This is a genomic window from Longimicrobiales bacterium, assembly GCA_028823235.1.
In the GTDB taxonomy this organism is placed as follows: Bacteria; Gemmatimonadota; Gemmatimonadetes; order Longimicrobiales; family Gaopeijiaceae; genus UBA2589.
Genome location: JAPKBW010000025.1, coordinates 1 through 26,598, shown reverse-complemented (window position 1 = coordinate 26,598; position 26,598 = coordinate 1). Strand labels below are relative to the sequence as shown.

Here is a 26,598-nt window from a genome sequence, read left to right as displayed (position 1 = left end):
TCCGATCGGCCCGCGAAGGACGTGTCGAGGTGTACGTCGGCGATGTGCAGGAAACGCATCGCGCAAACTAGATGAAAGCACCGGCCGAGGGAATTTCAGTGAAGGCACTTTCCTGTTCCCCGGCTTCGTGTTCTCAGGTAACGTTATAGCAGCGTTCTCCATATTTCTCGAGCGCGTGCTGTACGCGCTGTGCCCCCGCCGAAAAACGCTATGAGTGACACGACACGAGCGGCTGAACGCCGACTCCGTGAGGACTCGCCGACCATCGAAGCCGTTAGTCAACTGCTCGAGGAAGGAACCGACCCCAAGAATTCGTCGCTGTTGCGCGACTTTTCAGACCTGTTCCTGTCGCGAGCATCGGAGGAGGTGCTTAGACAGAGGACCTCGGAGGACCTCGCGGCGATGATCTCGAGCGCCTTCGATTTCCTTGAGGCCTCGCGCCCGTTCCGGGTTGATGTGTCGGTGGTCAACCCCGCCACATCGGGGACATGGGCTGACGCGGTCACCGTGATCAGCACCAATGTCAGCGAGCGGCCGTTCATCATCGACTCGATTCGCGAATACCTCACCGGCGAGGGAATCTCGATCGAGCGGATGATCTACCCGATCGTCGACGTCGAGCGGGACGAAGAGGGCTCGGTTCTCGGGATAAAGGCTCCGGGCGACGGGGGCTCGAAAGAGTCGATCGTTCACCTGGAGATCGCCCGCATCGAGGACCCTCCGAGGCTTGCAGAAATGGCGGAGGCCCTGAGGACCCGCCTCCAGGATGTCGTCCGCTCCACCGACGACTTCCAGCCGATGATCGACAGTGTCGAGTCGGTGATCGAGAGTGTGGGTCGGAACGTCGTCGATATGCCCGACCGGGCAGAAGAGTTCGAAGAAATCCAGCACTTCCTCCGCTGGCTGCGCGATGGAGGCTTTGTCTTCCTCGGCGCGCGCGGGTATGACCTCCTCGACACCGAAGAACGTGAAGAGCCCGCGATCGTGGTTGAGCCCGGCTCGGGCCTGGGACTGCTCCGCAACGAGGGCGACTCACGCTTTGCAGCACCGATCCCGATTTCGAAGCTCGACCCCGGGATGCGGGAGCTGGCGATTCACGGTCCAGTCCTGATCATCAATAAGACCAACGCCGAATCCACCGTCCACCGCAGGGCGCGGATGGACTATGTCGGAGTGAAGAAGCTCGACGAACGGGGCAATGTCGTTGGTGAGCACCGCTTCATCGGGCTGTTTACCTCGAAAGCGTATGCTGAGTCCGCCGGGAGCATCCCGATCCTTCGCCATAAGCTCGCCAGGGTTCTCGAAGCCTCCAGCGTCCGGGAGGGGTCGCACGACTACAAGGAGATCATCACGATCTTCGACTCGCTCCCGAAGGAGCAGTTGCTACTCGCGTCGGCCGACGAACTCGGAGAAGATGTTCGGGCGGTCCTGGCGACCTACGGAGGAGGTGAGGCACGTGTCTCTCTGCGCGAGGATCCGTTGCATCGTGGCGTATCCGTCATGGTCATACTTCCCCGCGACCGTTTCTCGGGAACTGTCAGAAAATCGATCGAGCGAGCACTCGTCGAGGCGTATGAAGGACTCGTCCTGAACTACCACCTCGCACTCGGTGAGGGCGATCAGGCGCGGCTCCACTTCTATATCGGTGCTGAGCAGTCACGCGTGTCGCTCGTTACGACGGCCTCGCTCGAACAGACCGTCAGCGGCCTCATTCGGACATGGGCCGACCGGATTCATTCGGGGCTCCATGCGCTACGTCCAGCCGAGGAAGCTCGCCGCCTCGCGACGCACTATGGTGATGCGTTCAGCCGTGAGTATCAGGCCGCGGCGGAGCCGGATGTAGCAGTGGCGGACATCGGTGAGCTCGAGGCCATGTCGGCAGACGGGCGCTTGATCTCGGTACGGATCAGCAACCCGGAAGGGGGCAAGGCCGTAGCAGGTGTCGCGGGTGCGACGGAGTTGAAGTTGTTCCTGCGCGGCGAGATGCTGGTCCTCTCGGATTTCATGCCGATTTTGGAGGACGCCGGTCTCCGTGTCCTGGCCATGAAGCCCTATGAGGTCGGCGGCAATGGATCTCCGGAAGCGACGATCTACGTCTTCGCGGTTCAATCACAGCAGGGGGAGGTGCTGGATGTGGAGGCCAGTGGCGGCTTGCTCTCCGAGACTCTTCTCGCAGCTCGCGCTGGGGACGCGGTCAGCGACTCGCTGAACGCTCTGGTCGTGAGTGCTGGACTGCACTGGCGTGAAGTCGATGTTCTGCGAGGCTTCGCAGGGTATGCGTTCCAAGTGGGGCTCGTGCCGAGTCGAACCGCGCTGCCGAACGCACTCGTTCAGTATCCGGGAATCGCGAAGCAGCTCTTTAAGCTTTTCAGGCGGAAATTTGACCCGGCGAACGGAGTTACGCGGGATCAGCGACTCTCCGCTATAAAGTTAATCCGCGCGGCCTTCCACGGATCGCTGCGGGGCGTCTCGAACCTATCTGATGATCGTGCGCTGCGTCGTCTCGAAGAGGTTATGTCAGCGGTGGTAAGGACGAACTACTACCGTTGGGGCGGTCGGGTACCGACGAGCCGCTCGGGTGGTGTCCCCTACATCTCCTTTAAGTTCCTAGTCGGCGACCTAGAAAACTCTCGACCTACCGAACTCCTGTTCGAGGTGTGGGTTCATTCCGCTCGAATGGAGGGAGTGCACCTCCGTGGGTCGACGGTGGCGCGTGGTGGAATTCGCTGGAGTGATCGTCCTGATGATTTCCGCACCGAGGTGCTGGGACTCGTAAACACGCAGATGGTCAAGAACGCAGTCATCGTTCCAGGCGGATCGAAGGGTGGCTTTATCACCCGTGTGATTCCCGCGGACCCCGAAGAGCGATACGAGGAGGGGAAGCGTCAGTATCAGACGCTGGTGCGCGGGCTACTCGATTTGACGGACAACTTGGTCGACGGAAACACGGTTCCGCCGGAGAACGTGTTCGCGTTCGACCCGCCCGATCCATATTTGGTCGTGGCTGCGGATAAGGGCACCGCAACGTTCTCTGACGTCGCGAACGCCGTTTCGGCTGAGTACGGATTTTGGCTGGGGGATGCCTTCGCGTCGGGTGGATCGAACGGGTATGACCACAAGGTGGTCGGGATCACGGCCCGCGGCGCGTGGGAGTGCGTGAGGCGTCACTTCCGTGAGAAAGGAAAAGACATCCAGTCAGAGCCGTTCACCGTCGCAGGAATCGGCGACATGAGTGGCGATGTGTTCGGTAACGGCATGCTCCTATCGGAGCAGATCCAGCTGATCGCGGCGTTTGACCATAGACACGTCTTCATCGATCCGGACCCTGATCCGGTGCTGACCTTTAAAGAGCGTAAGCGTGTATACGACCTCGGTCGTTCCAGCTGGGCCGACTACGACGAGGGGCTGCTGAGCGAGGGGGGCATGATCATCCCACGTGGAGCTAAAGAGGTCGACCTCTCAACGCAGGCGCTTGAGGCGCTGGGCATCAAAGACGGGGACGAGCCCCCCCAAGATGGAGAGGCGCTCATTCGCGCTGTGCTTCGTGCGCCGGTCGAGCTTCTCTGGAATGGTGGAATCGGGACGTATGTAAAGTCCAATTCAGAGACGGATGCTGCTGCGGGCGACCCTTCGAACGATGCGGTCCGGATCAATGCCGAAGCGTTGCGCTGCGATGTGATCGGAGAGGGCGGTAACCTGGGTCTCACGCAGCGGGCTCGAGGTGAGTATGCTCTGCTCGGCGGACGAATCAACACCGACGCCCTCGACAATGCCGCCGGCGTCGACATGTCTGATCACGAAGTGAATCTCAAGATTCTCCTCGCGCCTGCGGTCGCTGACGACACGCTTACCGAAGAGCGCCGCAACAAGCTGCTCCAAGAACTGACGGAGGCCGTGGCGGAGCTCGTCCTCGACAACAATCGGTCTCAGAGTCTGGCGGTATCGCTCGATGAGCGACGCTCGATGGAGTCGCTTGATGATTTCCGTGATCTGATGTTCACGCTAGAGAAGGCAGGCGAGCTCGATCGAGCTGCTGAGATTCTGCCGTCTGCCGATGTCCTGCAGGAGCGGCGCGACCGGGGGAAAGCGATGGCTCGCCCCGAGTTGTGCGTACTTCTCGCCTACTCAAAACTGTCGCTCAAGGCTGACCTTCTTTCGGGCGGCCTCCCGGATGACCCAGTCACTGAAAGCTATCTGCTTGGCTACTTTCCGCCTAAGGCCATGATGGCGGCCGGGCAGGGCAATCTGGGAGTGCACCGACTCCGCCGTGAGATCATCACGGCTGAGATCACGAACGATCTCGTGGACCTGATGGGTGCCGGCTTCGTCACGCGGATGAAGCGCGATACGGGTCGATCGGGCGAGGACGTGGTTCGGGCCTGGCTGGTTGCCTCGCGCCTCGCGGATCACCGGGCGCTACTCGGACAGATGGCCCAGCAGTCGTCCGTCCTTAACACTCGCGTCTCTTATCGCTGGCTTCTCGGGCTTGGTCGAGTCTTGGAGCGTACGACGCGGTGGGTACTTCAGAACGTCGAGCCGGAGGGGTCGTCAGCAGGGATCGTTGACCAGAATCTTGCAGGCCTCGCTGAGCTGAGGGAGAAATTTGGAGAGGTCGTTCGAGGGGAGGACCGTAAGCTCTTCGAGGCGCGGATCATGGAGATCCAAGAACTCGGCGCAGACGAGGCGTTTTCGCGCAGACTGATCACGCTTCGCTTCCTCGACCAGCTTCTCGAGATCCTAGGGATCGCTCGCGAGACGGAGCACAACGTGCTTGAGACCGCCTACGCGTACTACCAAACCTCAGTCACCTTCCAGATTCCTTGGCTCCGCCGAAAGACATTCGCAGCGGCCGGAGATGACCAGTGGGAGCAGCGGGCGGCTCAGGTGCTGTCGGACGATCTCTCGAGGGCCCACCGGAGAGTCTCTGCCGGGCTTCTGCGGCGGGCCGCCGAAAAAGAGAGTGGCATCGCGGAGCACGACTACCTCACGCTGCTCAAGCCGAGAGAGGTCGAGCGGTTCCAGGGCATCGTGGGTGAACTGAAGGAAGAGGACACCGTTGGCCTGGCTGCCGTGTCGGTGGCAACGAGGGAACTGAGCGGCTTATCCGACAAGCTGTCACGAAGGCCTGCCGAGGATCGATCGTCGTGACTAGACACGGAAGCTTCACGCCGCTCGGCCTGCGGCTCAGGTGTTCGAGCGGAGATGTTTCGGAGCCACCGCGGGTATCGATCCGAGCGGCGTAACGCTCGACACCACCGGAGGCACCCCTATGGTGTGTGAGTCAGCCAGCCGCAACGAAACGCAGCGATCTTCGTATATCTCAATATGAAATGCCTTCGATTCCTGTTTCTTCTCCTCCTGGGGTTGACCACGGGTGCGCCCGGTGCGCGAGCTCAGGTCGAGATGTCAGCGACTGTGCCAGCAATGGGGGCTGTGCTGCAGGGTCAGATCGTGGACAGTCTGGGCGGCGATCCGATCGAAGGGGTGCTCGTCCGCATGGACGACGGTTCGTCGACCTTCACCGATCGGCTGGGTGAGTTCCGCTTCGACAATCTTCCTCAGGGCAGGCGGATTTTCGCGCTGCTTACGGCTGACTGCCGGATCACATGGGTGAAGATCACGGTCGTAACGGGCATCCCCCGCGACGAGCAGTTCCGCTTGCCTCCGGCGTTCGGAGCGGCAGCAGAGGCGAAACGGGAGCAAGTCGAGCAGCGACAGCGTACCGGAGGCCGAGTTCTCGATCAGCGAGAGATCGATCGAATCAGCGCGAGCTCGGTGCTCGAACTCATCCGACGCATCGCTCCGGGCATGGTGAGTCCAATGCAGGGAGACCCCGGTGACATCTCAAGTCTGACGGCAAGCCGAAGTCGAACGATGGGTGCAGAAAGTGACGCGCCGGTTGTCTTAATAGATGGTGTCCGGATGCCGGGAGTCGAAGGGACCCTTTCGACTATGCGCCCTAATGAAATTTCAAGGCTTGAAATACAGCCCGGGGCCGCAGCCGGCTGGGAGTACGGGTCAGCGGGTGCTAGCGGGGTCATCAAGATTGAGATGCGCCGAGGGGTCGCGGACGGAGCCCCCGATCGACGAGTGCGAGCGGCCTGCGTCGTTCCCGAATTTTCCGTGGCTAAGGCGCGCTGACCTGGCCGATTTATGTTTCACAGTGGATCACAAAAAATATATGGCGGCCTGCGTGGAAAGATGAGCTTGGGCACTCCGGCTTTTTTTCTTGACTTCGTGATCCCCGAAGGGTAAAACGTATTCGTTGGGATGTGGGGAGGAGGGGTTCGCATACCCTGAGGTCAGTAGGAGGACTTATGACTCTTAGGACGTTTGTTTCCAGAACTGTGACGGCACTTGCCTTCACAATGTTCAGCGCTGCCGGATTGGCTGCGCAAAGTACCGGTACGATTACCGGTCTGGTTCGCGATGGACTGAACTTGTCGCCCTTGGCGGGCGCACAGGTTTCCATCGAGGGAACCGGTATTGGTGGACTGGTCAACAATGTTGGCCGTTTCCTGCTTTTGAATGTTCCGGCAGGAACGCAAACAGTTAACGTCACGATGATCGGCTATGGTGCCGGTACCGCGACAATCACGGTGACCGCTGGTGGAACGGCGTCGAACAACTTCGACCTCCGGCAGCAGGCACTAAATCTCGAAGGTGTTGTCGTGACCGGTACTGCCGGTCAGGCACGTCGTCGGGAGGTTGGTAACTCGATTGAGTCGGTTGGCCAGGCAGATATCGCTGTCGCCGCGGTGACCGACGTCGGTGACATTCTGCAGGGCCGCGCAGCGGGCGTGCAGATTTCTGACACCGACGGTCAGGTTGGTGCTGGTTCGGAGATCCGCATTCGCGGTAACTCCTCGGTTAGCCAGGGCAACCGTCCATTGATCTACATCGACGGTATCCGCATGGAGACGGGCACGCTGACGCTCTCCGATGAGGCTGCGGCAACCCCGATGGCCCTCGACGCGATCAACCCGCAGGACATTGATCGGATCGAGATCGTGAAGGGACCTGCAGCGACCACCCTGTACGGCACGGAAGCCGCAGGTGGCGTGATCCAGATCTTCACGAAGCGTGGTTCAGCTGGTGCTCCAGCTTGGACAGTTTCGGTCGACGGTGGCCGGAGCCGTATGGGACACCAGGGGCCGAATGGCGGTGGTGATCTCGGTTCCATTAGCAATCTGTACACCGAGACTCATCCGGAGCTCTATCCGGATGGTACCACAGGCTTTGACTGGCTCAACAGCGACGATGAAACGCTGAACGCGAACGGTCTACGTCTCAACGACTGCGCAACGGGTGACAAGCTCGATCGCTACTCGACCATCAATGGGTACGCGGCTGAGCCGGGTTGCCCGGATAGTGGCTCTTGGCTGCGTGACGCATATATGCAGCGGTACAACCTGAGTGTTCGTGGTGGTGGCGAGACGGCGACGTACTTCGTTTCCGGTCGTATGGCGAACGAAGAGGGTACGGTCGCGCCACAGGGTCAGAACAGCTACAACGCTCGTGCAAATGTCCAGTTCCAGCCGTTTGACGGGTTGGACATCAGCGTCAACAACATGTACACGCGTCGGAGCATCGACTGGATCCCGAACGGCAACAACGCGTCGGGCCTGTTCCTCAACGTGCTGCGTGGTGAGCGTGGTTACACGCCGGGCAATGACGACTCGCTGGTGTTGGTCAACGACATCAACACCGCGCTCAGCCAATGGGTTACGTCGGCAAGTGTCGGTTGGACGCCGAGTCAGAACTTTTCGCACCGGCTGAACTTCGGAATGGACTACAACTATTCCGACTACACTGACTTCAAGCCGTACGGCAACTACGAGTTCGCACTCGGCAGTCGCCAGAACGACACGCGTTCCGACCGGAACCTGACGTTCGACTACAACGGTTCGTGGCGCACCGACGTCACCTCGGGCCTCTCCTCGTCGTTCTCATGGGGTGGTCAGGTTTACGAAGAGTACGGTTGGGGCCTTGAGGGCCGTGACGGCGACTTCGCCGGTCCTGGTGACCAGCTGGTCGGTGACGGCACACTGCCGTTCAGTGATGAGGACCGTCTGACGATTCGTTCGGGTGGGTTCTTCTTGCAGGAGCAGATAGGCTTCGGCGACCGTCTCTTCCTCACCGGTGGTGTACGCTGGGATGGTTTCTCGACGTTCGGTGCAGGCTTCGGCCTCGCCGCATATCCGAAGATCTCCGCTGCATACACGATCTCGGACGAGAGCTTCTTCCCGCAGGGTGGCTTTATTGACGCCATGAAGCTGCGTGCAGCTTGGGGTAAGTCTGGTCGTGCACCTGGCGCGTTCGACGCGGTCAAGGTGTATGGCGCGGTTCAGGCTGATGAGCTCGTTCCGGCCCTGACAATTTCCAACCTCGGTAACGCTGATCTCGGTCCAGAAATTTCCATGGAGCTCGAGTATGGGTTTGAAATGTCAATGTTCGACGGCCGACTCTCGGCTGACTTTACGAAGTACGACCAGAAGACGCTGGATGCCCTCATCGGTGTTCAGGAAGCTCCTTCCTTCGGTACGGATGAGCGGACGCTGCGTAACCTCGGTGAGACGGAGAACAAGGGTACTGAGACCGTCCTGAACGTTGTTGCTTGGCGTTCAGACAACCTCGAGTGGTCGGTCAGTGGTGCTTACTCGACGAACAACTCGAAGATTGTCGATCTGGGTCCGCTTCAAGATGCGGGGTCCAACCTCCGTTTGGGCTTCCCGATTGGTGTTAATTACTCCCGTACCGTGCTCAACCCGACAGCGAAGGGAGAGAAGCCTGTATACAGCGATGAAGTGTTGGGAGGCCATTTCCCGACGCAGATCTTCTCGCTCGGTACGCGTGTGACGATTAACCAGGCGCTGACGCTTGATGTCCTCGCCGAAGGCCAACAAGGCCACTACAAGTCTGTCGGCCTCGGCTGGGCGACCACGCGTCGTGAGACGTGGCCTGCGTGCTTCGGCATTCAGGATTCGTTCAACGCGACAGGTTTGACGAACATCACGCCGGCGCAGGCTGCGACGTGTGTTCCGTCTTATGTACAGTGGGGCATGTGGACGGACGCTGCGGACTTCTTGAAGATTCGCTCTGCGTCGCTGTCCTATCGTCTTCCGGACGGACTGGTCCCGGGAGCGCGCAGCATGACGCTGGCGCTCCAGGCCAAGAATCTCTTCGTGTTCACCGATTATCAGGGTCTAGATCCTGAAGCAAGTGACCGTGGAAATTCCCGTGGTGAGTCGGCATTCGAGTACTACAACATGGCTCCGCCGCGGATCATCATCCTCAACGTGACGGTGAACTTCTGATGAATAAATGGACCAGAAGAGCCGGTGTGATGCCGGTCGTTGCCGCGATGGCGGTGGTTTTTTCAGGGTGCAGTCTTGAGGTCTTAAATCCTGGTGCGATCCAGGACGCCGATCTTATCCTCCCTGAGCTGATGCCGGTGCTGGTATCCGGAGTGTCGGCTGAATACAACGACTTCGGAGATACGTACGCTTTCTCCGGTGGTCGCCTGACGGACGAGCTTGCCGGTACCGGCAGCTACGGCTCCACACAGGAGTATCGCCAGGGCATCTTCGACTGGGAGTCGTCCGAAGGATTCTGGTCGCAGACCCATGAGGCAGCGTGGGCTGCGGACCAGGCTTGGACTCGTATCCAGGAAGTTCTTGGAGACGCGGCCAACACGGCTGACATCTCGGCCCGTCTTTGGGCTATTCGTGGATTCGCGCGGATACGTCTGGGCGAAAACTTCTGCTACGCGGTCTTCGATGTTGAAGACTGGCAGGAGCGCACGGAATCTTTCAATCGTGCGATTACCGACTTCAACAAATCGATTTCAATCGGTGGAGCCGGTAACAACTGGTCGATCGCGTCCTATGCCGGACTCGCCCAGGCCCAGTTGGGCCTAGCTTCGTATGGTGCGGGATCCTGGGCTGCTGCAGGTGCGGCGGCTGATGCGTTCTTCGCGAACGGCGGGACAGATGCGTTCGTCGACCAGGCTATCTACCACGCTCAGGCGAACACCAATCAGGTCTGGAACGAGTCCTGGGGCCGTGGTGAAGTCGGTGTCTATCGTACGCCTGCGGCGCGACTGTGGGATACGAATGCCGATCCGCGGACGCCTTACACCAAATGTGGTACGTATGACGACCAGACGTCGGCGTACCCGCTTAACGTCGATGGTGGTGTGACGGCGACCGGTAATTGCTCGGGTCAGGGTTCAGGTGCGCACCAGGGAGCCGATGGCGACCATGCGCACCACCGCCAGGACAAGTATACCGAGCGTGGTTCCGACATTAACCGTGCTTCCGGTAGTGAAATGCGGTTGATTCAAGCCGAAGCTGCCATGATGGCTGGTGACTTCGCCGGGATGGCTACTGCGATCAATAAGATCCGTGCGCTCCATGGGATGGCTGATATCGTGGCGCCGACTGAGGTCGGTGCACTCGTCTTCCCAATGGACATCGCGAACACGACTTCAGCGGTGCAGGTTCTCGACCGTGAGCGGTACGCTACGCTCTGGCTTGAGGGTCGTCGTATGTACGACTTGGATCGTTGGAATCACCCGTTCTTGGACGGGAAGTGGATTGTGGGCGGCGCCGCGGAGACGAGGCGGGTGAGTTGCATGCCGCTTCCGCAGATCGAGTGTCAGCTGAATCCGAACCTAAAAGATGACGCCAACGGAGTTTGTTCCGGTGGATAGTCAGTTCTTCCTGAAGTAAGCCAGCTTGTCTGGTGAGATTGCCCCTGTCGGTTCATGCCGGCAGGGGCAATCTCTTTTTGGGAGGCACCGTATTATGGTCCTACGGAGTGAGGCAGGCTTGAAGAGGGAGTGCCCCTGGTGAGTCGATTCAATCGGTCCAGGATCATCGCTGTAGCGTACGCCTTCCTCGCCGTTCCGGCTGGAGCCCAAACGCTCAGGGGTACCATTGTCGACAGCGACTCCGGTGAGCCGGTTGTGCTCGCCTATGTGGGCTTACTCGCCGAGGGACAGGAGATGGTCGTCGCTGCGTTGGCGAATATGGTCGGAGAGTTTGAGGTCACCGCCCCCTCCGCAGGGGGATACTTCCTCTACGTTTCACGCACCGGTTACGAGACACTCATGGACGGGGTCTTCGACCTCGGTGAGGGGGGTGAATTCAATCTTCAAGTCGGCTTGCGACCGGCTCCCATCGAGCTCGAAGAGGTTGTGGTGGAGAGTTCCACCCGGAGCCTGAGCTCGCTCGAGCAGAATGGATTTTACGACCGGGCGATCATGGGTCTCGGGACGTTGATGATCCGCGACGAGATTGAGCGTCGCGCCATCGACAAGGTCAGTGACGTATTTCGAATGATTCCACGGTTGGAGATCGATGACTCGCGGCCCCTCACGGGAAGTACGGATGTCATGCGGAACCCAGCGATCTACAACTGGCGGGGCGGAAGGAAGTGCTCTCCTACGCTTTATATCGACCGACACGTGGTGAACGCCGGCGGCGATTATCCGCTCCGTCCCGATGACTACATGACGGCATCTGAAATCGAGGCGATCGAGGTCTACACGCGCACGAGCGAAGTGCCGGTGGGATTTGACGAGATCACAAGCTGCGGGGTGATACTTGTCTGGACACGCACGCGCTGACGCGTACCTAGTTACCCTGCTGCTTAGGATCGCCGGCACCTGTTACGGCGAGCGCGATGAAGGCTATAGTGCCGAGGATTACAGTCCCGATTATCCCCGATGTCTTTGCTGCGTCGAGGCTCCGGATGAGCACGCCTGACATTGTCGAAATCGAGTAGAGCCGTGTAATCGTCTGTGTCTCGCCATCGACGGAGGCGTCGGCCACGACGGACAGCGAGGTCGGAGTCCACTCCAGCTCATGCACGGTTTCGAACTCAACCGTCTGCTCGGTTCCCCCGGCCTGCCGAACGACAACGCCACGCACATTATTCAGTGCCTCCCGGTCTTGTGCGGCCGGAGGTACCGCAACCTGTGTGACCGTGAAGCACCCGGCGAGGAAGGGTGTCACGAGGACGGCGAGCAGAAGTCGAGAAGGCTTACGCATGCGTTTTGTGAGCAGGGGGAGTCCGATCACCCATGACGGGGCGCAGCAAGGTGCCCCCGCGCCGGGGCGGATGCAATGAACACCTCGCAGGGCTGGCTGGCGGTCCCCGTCCGGAGTCCGGAGTGCTAGTCTTGGCGAGAGCCCATCAGTTCCTGAAGCTGTCTCAATGCCGCGCCAACCTTGAACCGATACGGACGACCGATCGGCTAGCGGTTCCGATTTTCGAAGAACCAGAGTCCGCCACTGCCGCCACCGAGAAGCACATCGTCGTCTCCGTCGCCGTCGAGATCACCGAGCGCGGGGGACGCGAACCGAAAGTCTTCGATTCCGAGCAGCCCGGCTTCGACGAAGTCGGGTGAGGTCACCGAGCCGACGTTGCGGTAAAGCGAAACCCCCTCGCTCTCGGAGCCGACGACCAGATCGAGGTCACCGTCTTCATCCATGTCGCGGAGTAGCGGCATGCTCCGGCGCCCCACGTCGATGCGACCGAACTCGTCGTCAACCAAAGTGAAGACAGGTTCCTGCCTCGATCCGGTGTTCTCGTAAAAGTTCAGCGTGCCCGACGTTTCCCCGATGAAGAGGTCGAGATCTCCGTCTCCATCGACATCACCAAGGGCGGGAGTGGCGTTTCGGCCACGCGTTAGGGTCACGACGGCAGAGTCCGCGACGCTCAATTGAAGTGATCCGTCGGTCGCGTCGTTGCGGAGGAACCTCAATTCGTCTTCCCACGTGCCGAGGATGGCATCGAGATCACCATCGGCGTCGAGATCCCCGAAGGCGGGCAGCATGTGGTAGCCGCCTCCAACGTCCAGCTCTCCGTCCATGCGGAAAATGGGCACTTCTGAGGACCCTTCGTTAATCAGGCGGTACAGCTTCCCGTTCTGGGTATCGTTCTGCTCGATCTTGTTCCCCACCAAGAGATCGAGGTCTCCGTCACTATCCAGGTCGACCAGGACGGGTATGCTCTCCGCCCCAAAATCGATGGTCGACAGGAAACGGGAGGAGCGAGCCTCGAAGTTCAGCGGACCGGTCTGCTCGAGGTAGTGGAAGTTGTCTGCGGTTGTCGTGTTTGGGTTGTAGGCGCCACCGAGCACGCCCACGAGAAGGTCCTCATCGCCGTCGCCGTCGACATCTCCCACGGTCGGGGCGTTGTAGCCGCTGGTCCGGAGCGGCTCTGCAAGCGGGAATGGCACCGGCTCACTCCGTAGCGACGGAGACCGACAGGTGCCTGTGTTCTCGATGAAGAGTATGCCTGGTTCGAAGTAGTCCCCCCAAAACATGTCTTCGTCCCCGTCACCATCGATGTCACCCAGAGCCATGGTATTGGCGCCGTGCGCTGAGCCAATCTGTGCGACGATCTTGATTCCCTCGAAGGTGTCGGTGATGTGGCGGAATCGAGGTACGCCGTTCTCGTCCGTGCCCGTCTCTTCGTACCGAGTCACGGTCCCTTCGAGGCGTCCAATCAAGAGATCCATCTGACCGTCGCAATCGATGTCCGTGGCATTCGGTATGTTTTGCCGGTCTGAAAAAAGTGCTCGTCCGTCAGTGTCGCGCAGCGTATCCGCCGCCGTGACGAAAAGGGCGGCTTGCGGAGTGCCGTCGTTGCGGTAGTAACGCAGGTAGCTGAACGGACGCTCGGCGAGGAGGTCGGCGTCACCGTCGCGATCCAGGTCTACGAAGCGATACCACTCGCCGACCTCAAGGTCCTGATATCGGTCAGCACGCCATTGGTACCGAGGCGTTGCTCCCGCGACGTGCTCGAAGAACATCACGCTCCCTGACCACTCCTGCAGGAAAAGATCGGCGTCGCCATCGGCGTCGATGTCGACCAGCTGAGGGCGGGGAATGTTGAAGCCACCCAGAAACGGTTGCTCCACCGGATCTCCGTTCTCGTCGATGACCTCCAGGCCCTGAATACGCCTTACGTAGCCGGTATCAGGCGTCGCGCGGGCGACCACTTCGCCGGAGGCAGGTGCCGCGGTCCCGGCAGGTGATGCACAACTCGCGCTCATGAGAAGTGCGCTGCCGAGAAGAAGGGCGTGGCCCGCCGAAACATGCGCGGGCCTGTCAGGCCTATTTAGTCGTCGGGGCGCCTCGGTCATCCGATCAGTGCCCAGAGGGTGCGGACATGCCCGCGGCGTAACGCCCCACTTCGATAACGGCCAGCACGTCATGACTCTCCGCATCAATTGCGACTACGGTCCCAGGTCGGTCTACACCGTTCTCAGCCGACTGGTAGGTGCCCGCCACGTTGCGACCGGATATGTAAACCGTCGCTCCGTCCGGCGAGATTGCTGACCCATGTGGCTCAATGAGCGCCGGATGACTAATCACATCCACGACACTCCAACTTCTAGCATCAACCACCGTAACCGTATTCGCTGTCTGGTTCGGAACCCAGACGAAACGGCCGTCCGGTGTGAATGTCGGATGCCAGGGCTGCCCGCCGACCTTGACCGAATTCACGACGACGGGCTCATCCCCGCTGAGATCGAACACTATGAGGTCACCGGTCATCTGCCCTCCGCCGACCATCCAGTGGCCATCTCGGGACACGGCGAACTGGACGAACATGTGGTTCACGCCGTCCAAGTGCAGTAGGTCGACCTCTGCCGTGCCAGTCGGGGCGTAGGCGACACTGTTCTGCCCGAGGCTCGCTGAGAAGAAACGCGATCCCGTGGGGTCGACAGCGAGTGCGTGCGGCCTGGGGAAAAAGACGTCGACTTCGTCGATGCTCATGTCGGACCGGTGCACCACGCCAATGCGCTGAGGCGGGGTTACCGCTGCCATCGACCGTCCGACGTACAGCAGGTCAGATGTTGCGTCGAGGCTCAGCATTCCCGGTGTCTTGAAAGAGGCTTCTCCTACGAGATGATTCTCTCGATCGAACTTCAGCACTTTTCCCGCGGCGATCAGGGACACGTACCAGAAAGAGCCATCTGGCTCGACGGCCGTGTGGTGCGCCTTGGCCGTTTCAGGGTACCCCAGTTCCTTGAGGTCGACGGTGGTAACGAGCCTATTCGTACTCATATCAATGACCGCTACCGTGACTTCTTCCTGACTCGCGACGTACAGTAGCTCTTGGGCCTCGGCCCCTGAGGGGACGAGGTACATCGCCCACGCAGCGACACACCCGCCCAGGATCACACGCCGAGCGAAGCGCATCTGCGTGCGTGCCGATCGCATCATGTATCGATATTTACTGCGAGATCGTCCGAGGACGATACCGGACGATGAATAGGCCCTCGTCGCCACTGGTCACGGCTACGATGCCACTCTCGAAGTACGGGTAGTTCGACCACGAACCGCTCATCTGTGCGTCATCGCCGCCGTATGGCTGCGTGTCGAAGTTGCCGACCGGCACCGGGTTCTCCGGATCCGAGACGTCGAGTACGCGAAGGCCGCTCTTGTAGTTCGACTGATACATCGTGTTGCCCACGATGTAGAGGTTGTGGTCCGTGGCCTTCGTCTCCGCCATGTACTCGCGAGCGAGTACGGGATCGTCCAGGTCCGCGAGGTCCCAGATGAGAGTCCGGGTGGTCTCGACGTTCCCTCCGGTCTCGTCGAGCTCGTCGCCCATGTAGAAGTATTGATGATCCTCCGACAGCCATCCCTGGTGCGAGTAGGCCACGTTCGGATACGTCGCCATTGAGACGGCAACGGGGTTCGTCTTGTCCGTGACGTCGGCAATCGAGAGAGCCGTCTCGTTTGCACCGAGGCAGATCTCCCGGCCTGCGTAGTCTTCGTCGGGTCCATGGTAGATCACGCACTGTGCGTCGTGCGAGTAACCGGTGCGGTCGCGGCCCGTCGTCATGTCCTGGAAGCAGCCGGCGAACTCGGGGTTCTTCGGGTCTTGGATGTTGATCATGTGAAGCCCACCACCGCAGGTCTCGCCACCACCGCTGCTGCCGACGGAGTAGGCGTACCCGGTGTCCTCATTGATCACGATGTTGTGGGCGCTGTGAATGCGATCGTAACGCGCGTCCTCGGTGAACGTCACCGGCTCCGACCCATCAAGGCCACGAAGGTGGGTCAGGTCGAAGATCTGCATCCCATGCTCACCCGCGTTGTCCGCGACGACGAACATGTGGTTGTCGTAGACCTTCATGTCCCGCCACACGGTCACGTTCGATCCCTCCGGCATCGGCAGGCGACCGAGGTAGAGCGGTGTGCCCGGGTTGGTCACGTCGACAAAGGCGGTTTGGTTCGTCATACCGACAAGCACGATCTCACGACCGCTCTCAGAGTCGGTCCAGCCCCACACGTCATTGGTATTGATGCCGCGCTCGGCCTCCATGTCACCCAGCGGGATGAATGAGAGCAGATCGACGGAAGAGCATTCGAACAGTGCGGCTTCACCTTCGTCGGTGCACCGCACCTCATCACCACTGATGCCGTCGATACCGAGGTTATCTCCACCAATCCGACCCGTAGGTGTCCATCCGTCGGGTCCCTGCTCGAGCACCCAGGCTGCTCCCGTGCCGTTGTCTGCTGCTGCTGCCGCACCGACGACGAGTCCCGCGCCCATCGCGACCGTGGAAGCGAAGGCTCCGTCGTCCTCCGCACCCGAGGCGGTCTGCGTTACGGACGTCCAGGTGTCGGACTCGGCGTCACGCGTATACGTGAAGACTCGACCCTCACCGAAGCTGGCCGAAGCCGCGCCGATCTGGGCCGTCTCGCCATCAAAGGCGATCGATCCGCCGAACCCGGTCTGTGCCGCGGCCTCGAACGGAATGAGCATCGTGGTGAGTTCCCATTGACCATCGGCGAAACCGTACGTCATCACCGAGCCAATTCCGACGATGTTGCCCGGCGAACCGATTAGCGCGACGTCACCGTCGATCTTCAGATCTGTGCCGAACGCAGCCTGTGCGTTTACGAGTGGTGCCTGAAGTGGCCCCATCGGTGCCCAGGTATCCGTGCCGGTGTCGTACTCGTATGCGTAGACCGCACCCTGACCTTCATCGGCAGAGGTCGCTGCGATGAATGCGTGCGTACCGTTTATGGCGATGTTTGCGCCAAAGCGGTCGACAGGGTTCAGAGTCGTTGGCGCGAGCTTTGAATGCTGGACCCAGTTGTCGCCATCGCGGTGGAAGACGTACGCCGCACCCCGACCCCCGTTCTGTCCGATCGTGCCGACCATGATCCAATCGCCGTCGATTGCCAGGCCGCTGCCGAGGCTGTCGGCGGGGCTACGATCGTCCGTGTTGAGTTCGCCAGCGCGATTCCAAGTGCCGCCGTCGTTCTCATACATGTAAACCGTTCCGGTTCCACCGTCGGCTCTGGTCGCAGAGACCAGGAGTAGGTCGTTCTGCGTCGCCACGCGGATACCGAATCGGTTGCCCATTTCGGCGCCTTCCGGCTCGATGCGCTGAGTCTCCACCCAGTCCCCGCTGCTATCACGCCCAAAGATGTAGACGACGCCCGAACGCATTTCGTAGACCGGCTCACCGACGATGATCTGATCGCCGGCCACCGCCATCGAATTCCCGAACGACTGTGCGCTCAGAGAAGTCACTGGTCCGATCGCGAGGATTGCGACCGCGAAGGAAAGACACATCCGTTTCATTACAGCCTCTTCCGCTGGGGTAGGGCCGAGGATGCCATCCGTGGCCCGGAATGTCTGGACAGAGTTGACGCGAAGCATGTCCGATGGAGATGCGAGGGACAAGTCGCGCCGGATCAACTCGACCCGGTGATACGCGAGGTAGATCAGCCGGAAGTGAAGCCGTCGGCTAGCTGACCCTCGTCTATGAATACGGCGGTCTAACCCTCGCGTACGGTGTGCTGCGCTCCGTTCTTGATCTCATTGTTATGGCACTGGAACCGATATACGAGCGTGTTAGGGCTCGCGTCGGCCCACTCGAACACATCAAGGAACTCGCCCGTGATTTTGTCGAACAGCTCTATCGTAAGCAGTCTCGACACGCCTCTGCGTGGGCGCCTGGAATCCCATTCTAGGGGGAGACGGAGATTCCGACCGGTCCGTGTTTTCTCGCATCAACAGCCACGGCTGCGGGTGGCCCGGTCTTCATTCTCTTGCCACTGAGGATGCCGGAGACCAAGCTCTGCTGTGCCAGACAACCCCATGCAGGAGTGACCGATGACCCGTCCCATTCGACGCATGCACCTGCTCGGCTGTCCGGCCAGCGCCGGCTTTGCCGTCGCAGCATTGGCTGGCTTGGCCTTCGCGCCACCGATGAGCGCGCAGGAGCCCGCTTCCTGGGGGAACGATCTCGTATTTCACACATTCTCGATTGCCGCAGTGGACCCGAACACCGGTGAGTCCGGCGTTGCGGTTACGACTCGGGTCGCGTGCGTCGGAAACGGGGTGCCGTGGGTGCGCGCCGGTGTCGGCGCGGTGGCGACGCAAGCTTCGACGAGAACGGCGTACGGGCAGGAGTTGCTCGACATGCTTGAACAGGGGATGTCTCCCCAGGAGGCGCTGGACCAGGCCACTGCTGCCGATGACGATCGCGATCGGCGTCAGATAGGTGTGGTGTCATTGGACGGACAGGCAGCTCAGCACACCGGTTCGGGTCCGGGGGAGTGGGCCGGGCATCGCTCCGGACAGAACTACGCTACACAAGGGAATGTCCTGGTCGGTCCAGGGGTCGTGGATGCGGTGGCTGAGGCGTTCGAGGCGAGCGAAGGATCCGGACGGCACCTTGCCGATCGCCTGATCGAGGCGCTCACGGCAGGGCAGGTGGAGGGTGGAGATCGACGTGTCGGACGTCTTCAGTCAGCCGCAGTGATCGTAGCCGACCCGCGCGAAGGCATGGCCCGGCGTCCCGACGGTCAGACGGTTCACATCAACGTGTGCGAGCATCCGACGCCGGTCGGCGAACTCCGCCGGATCTATGACACGGTCTCCGGCACGCTAGGGTATCGGGAGTTGTCACAGCCTTCCGGGAATGACGTGTGGCAGGTCAAGTTGATCCTGCATGCGCTCGGCTACTACCGGGATCAGATCAGTGTTCTCGAGAGGGAGCGTGGCTGGCAGTTTTTCGACGATGAGGTCGCGAGCGCTGTGGACGAATTCCGGGTCATGCGGGCCCTTTCCAACCCGAGCACCGGCGGGACGCCGCGAGGGTTTGTTGATGCCCAGGCGATCACGCTCATGTGGGCTGACCTGGAGTCGGCGGGCAAGGCAGAGGAGGTCCGAACGCTGATTCGTGAGCTGACACAGGTCCGTCGATGACCGGGTTCGCGAGTGGCCTCGTAAGGGCCGCGTTGGTGGCCGCCCTTATCGGGGGTGGCACGTCCCCTGCTTCTGGGCAGTCCCCTCTCGCGGCCGAAAGGTTACTGAAGGACGCGACGATCGAGCAGTTGAGTCAGGCGATGGAGAATGGGACCCTCACATCTGAGGCGCTGGTCGAGATGTACCTGGAGCGAGTCGCAGCTTACGACCAGAATGGTCCAGCGTTGAATTCGATTCTGACGCTCAACCAAGGTGCGCTCGCGAGGGCTCGCGAGCTCGACGCCGAACGTGCGGAAAGAGGGCCGCGTTCGATGCTGCATGGCATTCCGGTCGTGCTGAAGGACAACGTCGACACACGGGACATGCCAACGACAGCCGGGTCGATTCTTCTGCAGGGATCCTTCCCGCCGGATGACGCGTTCATGGTTCAGAGGCTGAGGAACGCGGGCGCGATCATTCTGGCCAAGACGAACATGAGTGAGTTCGCGTCGGGCGCCACGATGAGTTCGAACGGTGGATGGATTCGGAATCCACATGACCTGGACCGGACTCCAGCGGGCTCGTCCGGCGGATCCGGTGCCGCGATCGCGGCCGTATTTGCCCAGCTCGGCATCGGTACGGATACCGGTGGTTCGGTCCGGGGCCCGTCCGCGGCGAATGGCATCGTGGGGCTGAAGCCTACCCACGGTCTCGTGAGTCGCGATGGCATCATTCCGCTGGCGCTGTCGTTCGATACGGGCGGCCCGATGGCTCGGAGTGTCTACGACGTGGCTGCGATGATGAACGTGATCGCGGGGGTCGACCCTACTGATGAGGCGACGCGGAAGGCGGATGGTCGGGTCCCGGATGACTACACGGCATTCCTCGATGAGAATGCTCTGGCCGGAGCCCGGATCGGTGTCGCGAGACAATTCCTTGGCGGAGACCCGGATGTCGACTGGGTGATCGAAGCTTCGCTGCGACAGATCCAGGAGCAGGGTGCCGTGCTTGTCGATGTCGAGCTCCCTCAATGGCTCATCGACGTGAAGGGAGACTGGTACACGACGATTCGCTGGCGTGAGTTCCGTGAGCAAATTCCGGCGTACTTGGCCACCACCGGCCCGGAGTTTCCCAAGAGGCTCGCTGACCTGCTGGATCGGTCTCGCGACGAGCGCTATACGACTGATCAGGGTGGCACCCCGAACCCGGTGAGGTGGAGCCTGTTCGCCCAGGAGGAGGACAGCGGGCGGACGACGGACACGGAGTACCGCACGATGGTCGAATTCGGACAGCCGATGATTCGCAGCTTGATTGACGGGCTGTTCAATGACGAGCGTCTGGATGCGATCGTGTACCCGACGTCGGGTACGCGGCCGGAGCGTGTGGGGCAGAATCAGGCGACTTGGGATGTACCCTCTGCCACGAACCTCGCGAACCTCACCGGATATCCCGATCTCATCATTCCGGCTGGTTTTACTAGCGACAATTTGCCGGTCGCTCTGTCGTTCTTCGGCCCCGCCTTCAGTGAACCGACACTGCTTGGTCTGGGCTTCTCGTTCGAGTCGCGGAACGATCAGCGACCGTATCCAGCCATGACGCCGGCCATCGATGGGCATGTGATTCGTCGTTAGGCGACCGTGGCGCTGTCGGGAAGTTCCACGGGAATATGCGTTTAGAGCCCCTTTGACTGGGAATTCCGTTATTTTATGGGTCCCGCTGAATTCTGCTCCTGATGGGCGCGAATCAGCGGGCATTTTACGAGATGTGATGAGGTCCACGAGGAGTACATGGAAGGACGACTTACCAATGGCCCGGCTGCCGCAGCGCCTCCGGGTCCAGCGCTCACCAGCGTGCACCTGCAACGTGCGTCTGAGGTGACCATGATGTCTGTCGGGCCCGCCGATGTAGCGTTTCGCGCGCCTGTGGGTCTCGTTGCAGGAGCCGAGGGGACCCGGGCGGTCGCGATTGCACCGGATGGGTCGCCCGGTCCGATTGGCATAGACGAGGCGCTTATCGGCGTGCTCCCTCCCGTGTACCCTGAGTGGTTGGGGGACCGAACGTTCGCTTCCGCGCATGGGTGTCGCTTCCCCTATGTCGTCGGGGAGATGGCTCGTGGTATCGCGTCGGCCGACATGGTCATCGCCGCGGCACCCGCGGGACTCATGGCATTCTTTGGTAGCGCCGGCCTTTCGATTCCGGACGTCGACGAAGCGATTCTCAAGATCCAGACTGCGCTCCCGTCCGAGGTTCGGAACTGGGGCGCGAATCTGATCCACAGTCCTCAGGAACCACACATGGAGATGGACTTCGCGGAGCTGATGCTCGCGCGCGGGGTCGCCAACATCTCTGCGTCCGCCTTTATGCGACTCGCTCCGGCCGTGGTCTACCTGTCGGCGAAGGGCCTGCAGCGGCTTCCAGACGGATCGATTCAGCGACGAACCCACATCTTTGCCAAGGTCTCGCGAGTTGAAGTCGCGACGCCGTTCCTGTCGCCGGCCCCCGAGTCGATGCTGACCCCGCTGGTCGCGGCTGGAAAGTTGACGGCCGACGAGGCTGCGCTCGCTCGCCTGATTCCTGTGGCTGAGGACATTACGGTCGAGGCAGATTCGGGTGGGCACACGGATAACCGGCCGTTGCCCGTACTTCTCCCGCGCATCATCGAACTCGCCAACGAGCTCAGCGCTCAGTTCGGGTACGTGCAGCAGCCACGGATCGGTGTAGGTGGTGGACTCGGTACTCCGGCAGCGCTCGTAGCGGCATACGCAGCAGGAGCCGCGTTTGTGGTGACTGGCTCCGTGAATCAGGCTGCGGTCGAATCGGCACTATCTGATGATGGCCGAATGATGCTGGGCCAGGCCTCCATGACGGATGTCGCGATGGCTCCGGCCGCCGACATGTTCGAGCTCGGGGTCGAGGTTCAGGTCCTGAAGCGCGGCACGATGTTCGCGCAGCGGGGCAAAGAGCTGTATAAGATTTTCAGGACGTACCCGTCACTCGAGGCTATGCCTGATGACGAACGTCTTGCGATGGAAAAGAGAGTACTCGGCCGCTCCGTCGCGGATATCTGGGCCGAGACCAAAGCGTTCTTTGAGAAACGTAATCCGCCGGAGATCGCAAAAGCCGAGGCCGATCCGAAACATCGGATGGCTCTCGTCTTCCGTTGGTACCTCTTCATGGGCGCCCAGTGGGCGCGGTCCGGCGATGAAAGCCGGAGGGCTGACTACCAAATCTGGTGCGGCCCTGCCATGGGTGCCTTCAACGACTGGGTGCGGGGAAGTTTCCTCGAGCCAGTCGAGAACCGATCAGTCGTTCAGATCGGTCTGAACTTGCTGGAAGGAGCCGCGCACGTGACTCGTGCGAATCAGCTCCGACTCGCAGGCGTCCACCTGGCCGCCGGCGACAGCTCGTTCTCCCCACGTCAACTTCGATGAGAATATAGATGCCGACTTCTCCTCCTATCGCCGTCGTAGGAATGAGCTCCCTCTTTGCAGGGAGTGAGGACCTGATCGGATTCTGGCGCGACATCGTGTCCGCGACCGACCGCCTAACCGACGTGCCACCGCACGGCTGGCTGATCGACGACTACTACGATCCGGATCCAACCGCTCCGGATATGACGTACGCCAAGCGAGGTGGGTTTCTCAACCCGGTCCCGTTCAATCCGATGGAGTTCGGCATTCCGCCCAAATCGGTGCCCGCGACTGATACCGCTCAGCTTATCGCGTTGATCGCAGCGAAGCGTGTTCTCGAAGACGCCGGTCGTTTCAGTGAGGGTGTGGACCACAGCCGGACGAGCGTCGTACTCGGCGTGGCCTCGGCGACCGAGCTCATCGTCGAGATGGGCGCACGACTCCAGCATCCGATCTGGCGCAACGCCCTAAGGCAGGAAGGGCTGCCGGAGAGCCGTGTACAGGACATAGTCCAGCGCATCAAGGATCATTATCAGCCGTGGCAGGAGAGCACGTTCCCTGGCCTTCTCGGCAACGTGGTTGCCGGCCGCATTGCGAATCGACTGGACCTCGGCGGCTCGAATTTCGTGACGGACGCCGCCTGCGCGAGTTCGATATCGGCTCTTCAATCCGGCCTGCACGAACTGTATCTGGGCGACAGTGACATGGTGATCGCGGGGGGCGTCGACGCCCTCAACGACATTCTCATGTACATGTGTTTCTCGAAGACTCCGGCGTTCTCTCCCACGGGTGACTGCCGACCGTTCTCAGAAGAGGCCGATGGGACGCTCATCGGTGAGGGAGTAGGAATGCTCGCGCTCCGTCGTCTTGAGGACGCTGAGGCTGATGGCGACATGATCTATGCGGTAGTTCGCGGCCTGGGTGCGTCGTCCGACGGAAAAGGATCCAGTGTGTACGCGCCGCGCTCCGAGGGGCAGGCGAGTGCGCTGCGTCGCGCTTATGAGAAGGCGGACTACAGTCCGGCGACCGTCGAGCTCGTCGAGGCTCACGGTACGGCGACGAAGGCCGGAGACGCCGCTGAGGCCCGTGGCCTCACGTCCGTGTTTGGCTCCGCCCGCGAGGGCGAGACTGCCTGGTGTGCACTGGGCTCGGTGAAGTCGCAGATCGGCCACACGAAGGCCGCTGCCGGGTCTGCTGGCCTGATCAAGGTCGCGCTAGCCCTCCATCACAAAATTCTTCCGCCGACCCTCAAAGTTTCTAAGCCGAACTCGGCCCTCGGAGGCGAGGACAGTCCGCTCTATATCAACACGGAGGCCCGTCCTTGGATTCGGGGCTCTGACTTCCCTCGCCGCGGTTCGGTCAGTTCCTTCGGATTCGGCGGCTCGAATTTCCACGTCACCATGGAGGAGTACACGGGGCCGGGCAGGCGCCCGAAACGCCTCCGTACATGGTCCGAGGAGCTCGTCGTCTTGTCTGCGGAGTCGTCGGATGCTCTGGCGAGTGCGCTTGCTGAAATACAGACGCAAGTTGCAGAGGGCCGAGATCTTGGTCTGATCGCTCACGAAGCGGCTGGGGCGTTCAGTGCTAGCGCGGCGGCCCGCGTGGCGCTGATTGCAGGTACTGCTGAGGAGTTAGCGGAGAAGGCGGCCAAGGCTGCCGATGCGCTGAGGAGCGACAAAGCCGACGCGCTTCCGGATCCCGACATCATCTTTGGCCTTGGAGCTACCGACCGCGGGAAGCTTGCGTTCATGTTTCCAGGTCAGGGCAGCCAGTACGTCAACATGGGAGCCGCTGCCGCGATGGCGTTCGACTCCGCACGGGCCGTATGGGATCAGGCGGCTGACATGCCTGAGTTCGCAGGAGATCGTCTCGATCGTGCCGTCTTCCCTCCGCCGGCCTTCACTGACGAAGAGCGCGCGGTACAGGCAAAGAACGTCACGGAAATGGCGACGGCACAGCCGTCCATCGCCGCCGTGTCACTCGGCTACATGAGCCTTCTCGACCAGATCGGTATCAAGCCTGATGCTGCTGCAGGACACAGCTTCGGCGAACTGTCTGCGTTGGCCGCGGCCGGCCGGATTCCATCCACGAAGCTGCTGGTATCTGCTCGCAAGCGTGGTGAGTTCATGGCCGAGGCCGCCTCGACGCAGGCCGGTGCCATGATCGCGGTCCGATCAGATGCGGACACGATTTCCGCGCTGATCGATGAAACGTCAGGCGTGGTTGTCGCGAATGACAACGCGCCGAACGAGGTCGTCATCGCCGGCTCGGTGGAATCCATCGATGCCTTCGCGGCCAAGTTGAAAGAATCGGGAATGCGCTCCATCCGCCTCCCGGTGGCTTCGGCATTCCACTCGAGCATCGTCGCCAGTAGTGTCGAGCCGTTCCACGATTACCTCGGTTCGGTTAAATGGAGCTCGGGCGATATCGATGTCTATGCAAACACGACCGGCGAGGTCTACCCGAAGACGGGCAAGGCCGGACGCCGACTCCTCGCTGAACAGCTGGCTTCGCCGGTGCGCTTCCGTCAGATGGTGGACGCGATGTACGACTCCGGTGTCACGCACTTCGTCGAGGTCGGCCCTGGCGCAATCCTAACGGGACTCGTGGGCAAGTGCCTTGGGGACCGGCCGCACGTCGCGGTGGCACTCGACAACAAGAAGACCACGGGGTTGCGTGCGTTCTGGCGTGGCCTTGGTCGACTCGCCGCCGAAGGCGTCGAGATGAATCTGAACGCGCTGTCGGAGGGGTATCGGATTCCCGAGGCTCCGGTGGAAGTGAAGCCATTTGAAATCATGATTACAGGATTCAACCACGATCGGCCGTACCCACCGGAGAACGGGGCGGCCGGCGTCGCGCAGCCGAATCCGGAGGTCGCTGCGGAGGCCTCCTTCGTACCGACGCCTCCTGCACCGGTGTCAGTGACTCCGAGCCTCGCGGCTGCTACACCCCAGGCAGCGGTTCCCGTCGTGACTTCGAGCGCCAACGTGCCGACGCCCGTGGCAGTCGACTCGACCATGGCCGCTCAGGTCCATCAGGTCACGATCGAAGCACACAGGCGGTATCAGGAATTGATGGCAGCGAGCCATCGCTCCTTCCTGAACATGGCCTCGAGCGCTCTCTCCCAAATTTCCACTGGCGTGCCGGTTCAGGGTGCAGTGTCTTTGCCTGTCCCAGTCGAAGTGGCCCCGGTACATATCGTCGTCCCGTCGCCCGTCGTGCCTGTGGTGGCGCAGCAGCCCGCAGTCGCGCCGGTTCTCCCGGTCGTGGCGCCTGTAGCGGCTCCGGTTGCTGCGGTGACTGCGGTCGCTCTCCCAACGCCCGCTCAGGTAGCTGCGCCATCCGGCGCTGCCGCACCGACAGTCGACGTGCAGCAGCTGGCACTCGAGGTCGTTTCCGAGAAGACCGGTTATCCGGTCGAGATGCTCGATCTCGATATGGAGATGGAAGCCGGGCTGGGTATCGATTCTATCAAGCAGGTCGAGATTCTGAGTGAACTCCAGGAGCGCCTCCCTGGACTCCCGGAGATCGCGCCATCCGAACTTGCGAATCTTCGGACACTACGTGACGTCGCAGAGAAATTGTCAGTCGGACTACCGGCGGCAGTCACCGCCGTTGCGCCCCTAGCGGCCGCAGCACCAGCCGTCGCAGCGATCGACGTAACAGCACTGGCCATGGAGGTCGTCTCTGAGAAGACGGGTTATCCGGTCGAGATGCTTGACCTCGACATGGAAATGGAAGCCGGTCTCGGGATCGACTCGATCAAGCAGGTGGAGATCCTGAGTGAACTTCAGGAGCGCCTCCCAGGGATTCCGGAGATTGCGCCAGCTGAGCTGGCAAACTTGCGCACGCTGCGTGATGTCGCGGACAAGCTGATCGCCGGTATGCCTGCGGCAGCGGCGGCAGTCACCGCCGTTGCGCCCCTAGCGGCCGCAGCACCAGCCGTCGCAGC

The 26,598-nt window shown here is 61.2% G+C and carries 14 protein-coding genes; 9 read left to right on the top strand and 5 right to left on the bottom strand.

Annotated elements, in window-relative coordinates; all coding sequences use genetic code 11:
* The first annotated feature begins 210 nt into the window (after positions 1 to 210).
* From OSA81_11815 to OSA81_11795, 5 genes are all read left to right on the top strand, one after another.
* On the top strand, positions 211 to 5,148 hold the full coding sequence (locus OSA81_11815; protein MDE0899696.1) for an NAD-glutamate dehydrogenase: 4,938 nt from the start codon (positions 211 to 213) through the stop codon (positions 5,146 to 5,148).
* A 177-nt stretch (positions 5,149 to 5,325) separates the two neighbouring features.
* Positions 5,326 to 6,141, top strand: a complete 816-nt coding sequence (locus OSA81_11810; GenBank protein ID MDE0899695.1) for a TonB-dependent receptor plug domain-containing protein — start codon at positions 5,326 to 5,328, stop codon at positions 6,139 to 6,141.
* Between the two features lie 176 nt (positions 6,142 to 6,317).
* The gene (locus OSA81_11805; GenBank protein MDE0899694.1) at positions 6,318 to 9,317 is read left to right on the top strand and encodes a TonB-dependent receptor; all 3,000 of its coding nucleotides are present in this window, start codon (positions 6,318 to 6,320) and stop codon (positions 9,315 to 9,317) included.
* Positions 9,317 to 10,714, top strand: a complete 1,398-nt coding sequence (locus OSA81_11800) for a RagB/SusD family nutrient uptake outer membrane protein (protein ID MDE0899693.1) — start codon at positions 9,317 to 9,319, stop codon at positions 10,712 to 10,714. The genes OSA81_11805 and OSA81_11800 overlap by 1 nt, the downstream gene beginning before the upstream one ends.
* Before the next feature lie 138 nt (positions 10,715 to 10,852).
* A complete protein-coding gene (locus OSA81_11795; protein ID MDE0899692.1) occupies positions 10,853 to 11,632 on the top strand; it encodes a carboxypeptidase-like regulatory domain-containing protein in 780 nt (259 codons plus the stop codon).
* A gap of 7 nt (positions 11,633 to 11,639) precedes the next feature.
* On the opposite strand, the gene OSA81_11790 is transcribed toward OSA81_11795, so the two are convergent.
* The 5 genes from OSA81_11790 to OSA81_11770 form a co-directional block, all read right to left on the bottom strand.
* On the bottom strand, positions 11,640 to 12,056 hold the full coding sequence (locus OSA81_11790) for a hypothetical protein (GenBank protein MDE0899691.1): 417 nt from the start codon (positions 12,054 to 12,056) through the stop codon (positions 11,640 to 11,642).
* A gap of 206 nt (positions 12,057 to 12,262) precedes the next feature.
* Positions 12,263 to 14,068 carry an FG-GAP-like repeat-containing protein gene (locus OSA81_11785; protein ID MDE0899690.1) on the bottom strand — a complete coding sequence of 602 codons (1,806 nt, stop codon included), beginning with the start codon at positions 14,066 to 14,068 and terminating at the stop codon, positions 12,263 to 12,265.
* Positions 14,069 to 14,162: 94 nt separating this feature from the next.
* Complete coding sequence (locus OSA81_11780) at positions 14,163 to 15,245, bottom strand: hypothetical protein (GenBank protein MDE0899689.1); 1,083 nt, start codon at positions 15,243 to 15,245, stop codon at positions 14,163 to 14,165.
* Positions 15,246 to 15,255: 10 nt separating this feature from the next.
* Positions 15,256 to 17,703, bottom strand: coding sequence for a choice-of-anchor B family protein (locus OSA81_11775; GenBank protein ID MDE0899688.1), 2,448 nt, complete (start codon positions 17,701 to 17,703; stop codon positions 15,256 to 15,258).
* Between the two features lie 119 nt (positions 17,704 to 17,822).
* Entirely contained in the window at positions 17,823 to 17,984 is a 162-nt protein-coding gene (locus tag OSA81_11770; protein ID MDE0899687.1) for an SPFH domain-containing protein, read from the bottom strand.
* A gap of 175 nt (positions 17,985 to 18,159) precedes the next feature.
* On the opposite strand from OSA81_11770, the gene OSA81_11765 reads away from it, so the two are divergent.
* From OSA81_11765 to OSA81_11750, 4 genes are all read left to right on the top strand, one after another.
* Positions 18,160 to 19,257, top strand: a complete 1,098-nt coding sequence (locus OSA81_11765) for a DUF1028 domain-containing protein (protein MDE0899686.1) — start codon at positions 18,160 to 18,162, stop codon at positions 19,255 to 19,257.
* Complete coding sequence (locus OSA81_11760; GenBank protein ID MDE0899685.1) at positions 19,254 to 20,867, top strand: amidase family protein; 1,614 nt, start codon at positions 19,254 to 19,256, stop codon at positions 20,865 to 20,867. The genes OSA81_11765 and OSA81_11760 overlap by 4 nt, the downstream gene beginning before the upstream one ends.
* Positions 20,868 to 21,023: 156 nt before the next feature.
* Positions 21,024 to 22,667, top strand: a complete 1,644-nt coding sequence (locus OSA81_11755; GenBank protein MDE0899684.1) for a PfaD family polyunsaturated fatty acid/polyketide biosynthesis protein — start codon at positions 21,024 to 21,026, stop codon at positions 22,665 to 22,667.
* An 8-nt stretch (positions 22,668 to 22,675) separates the two neighbouring features.
* Positions 22,676 to 26,598: beta-ketoacyl synthase N-terminal-like domain-containing protein (locus OSA81_11750; GenBank protein MDE0899683.1), on the top strand; the 3,923-nt coding region annotated here is incomplete at its 3' end.

Coding starts and splice junctions, on each gene's coding strand:
- OSA81_11815 (MDE0899696.1), top strand. CDS start 211: ATGAGTGACACGACACGAGCGGCTGAACGCCGACTCCGTGAGGACTCG.
- OSA81_11810 (MDE0899695.1), top strand. CDS start 5,326: ATGAAATGCCTTCGATTCCTGTTTCTTCTCCTCCTGGGGTTGACCACG.
- OSA81_11805 (MDE0899694.1), top strand. CDS start 6,318: ATGACTCTTAGGACGTTTGTTTCCAGAACTGTGACGGCACTTGCCTTC.
- OSA81_11800 (MDE0899693.1), top strand. CDS start 9,317: ATGAATAAATGGACCAGAAGAGCCGGTGTGATGCCGGTCGTTGCCGCG.
- OSA81_11790 (MDE0899691.1), bottom strand. CDS start 12,056: ATGCGTAAGCCTTCTCGACTTCTGCTCGCCGTCCTCGTGACACCCTTC.
- OSA81_11785 (MDE0899690.1), bottom strand. CDS start 14,068: ATGAGCGCGAGTTGTGCATCACCTGCCGGGACCGCGGCACCTGCCTCC.
- OSA81_11780 (MDE0899689.1), bottom strand. CDS start 15,245: ATGATGCGATCGGCACGCACGCAGATGCGCTTCGCTCGGCGTGTGATC.
- OSA81_11775 (MDE0899688.1), bottom strand. CDS start 17,703: ATGCTTCGCGTCAACTCTGTCCAGACATTCCGGGCCACGGATGGCATC.
- OSA81_11765 (MDE0899686.1), top strand. CDS start 18,160: ATGACCCGTCCCATTCGACGCATGCACCTGCTCGGCTGTCCGGCCAGC.
- OSA81_11760 (MDE0899685.1), top strand. CDS start 19,254: ATGACCGGGTTCGCGAGTGGCCTCGTAAGGGCCGCGTTGGTGGCCGCC.
- OSA81_11755 (MDE0899684.1), top strand. CDS start 21,024: ATGGAAGGACGACTTACCAATGGCCCGGCTGCCGCAGCGCCTCCGGGT.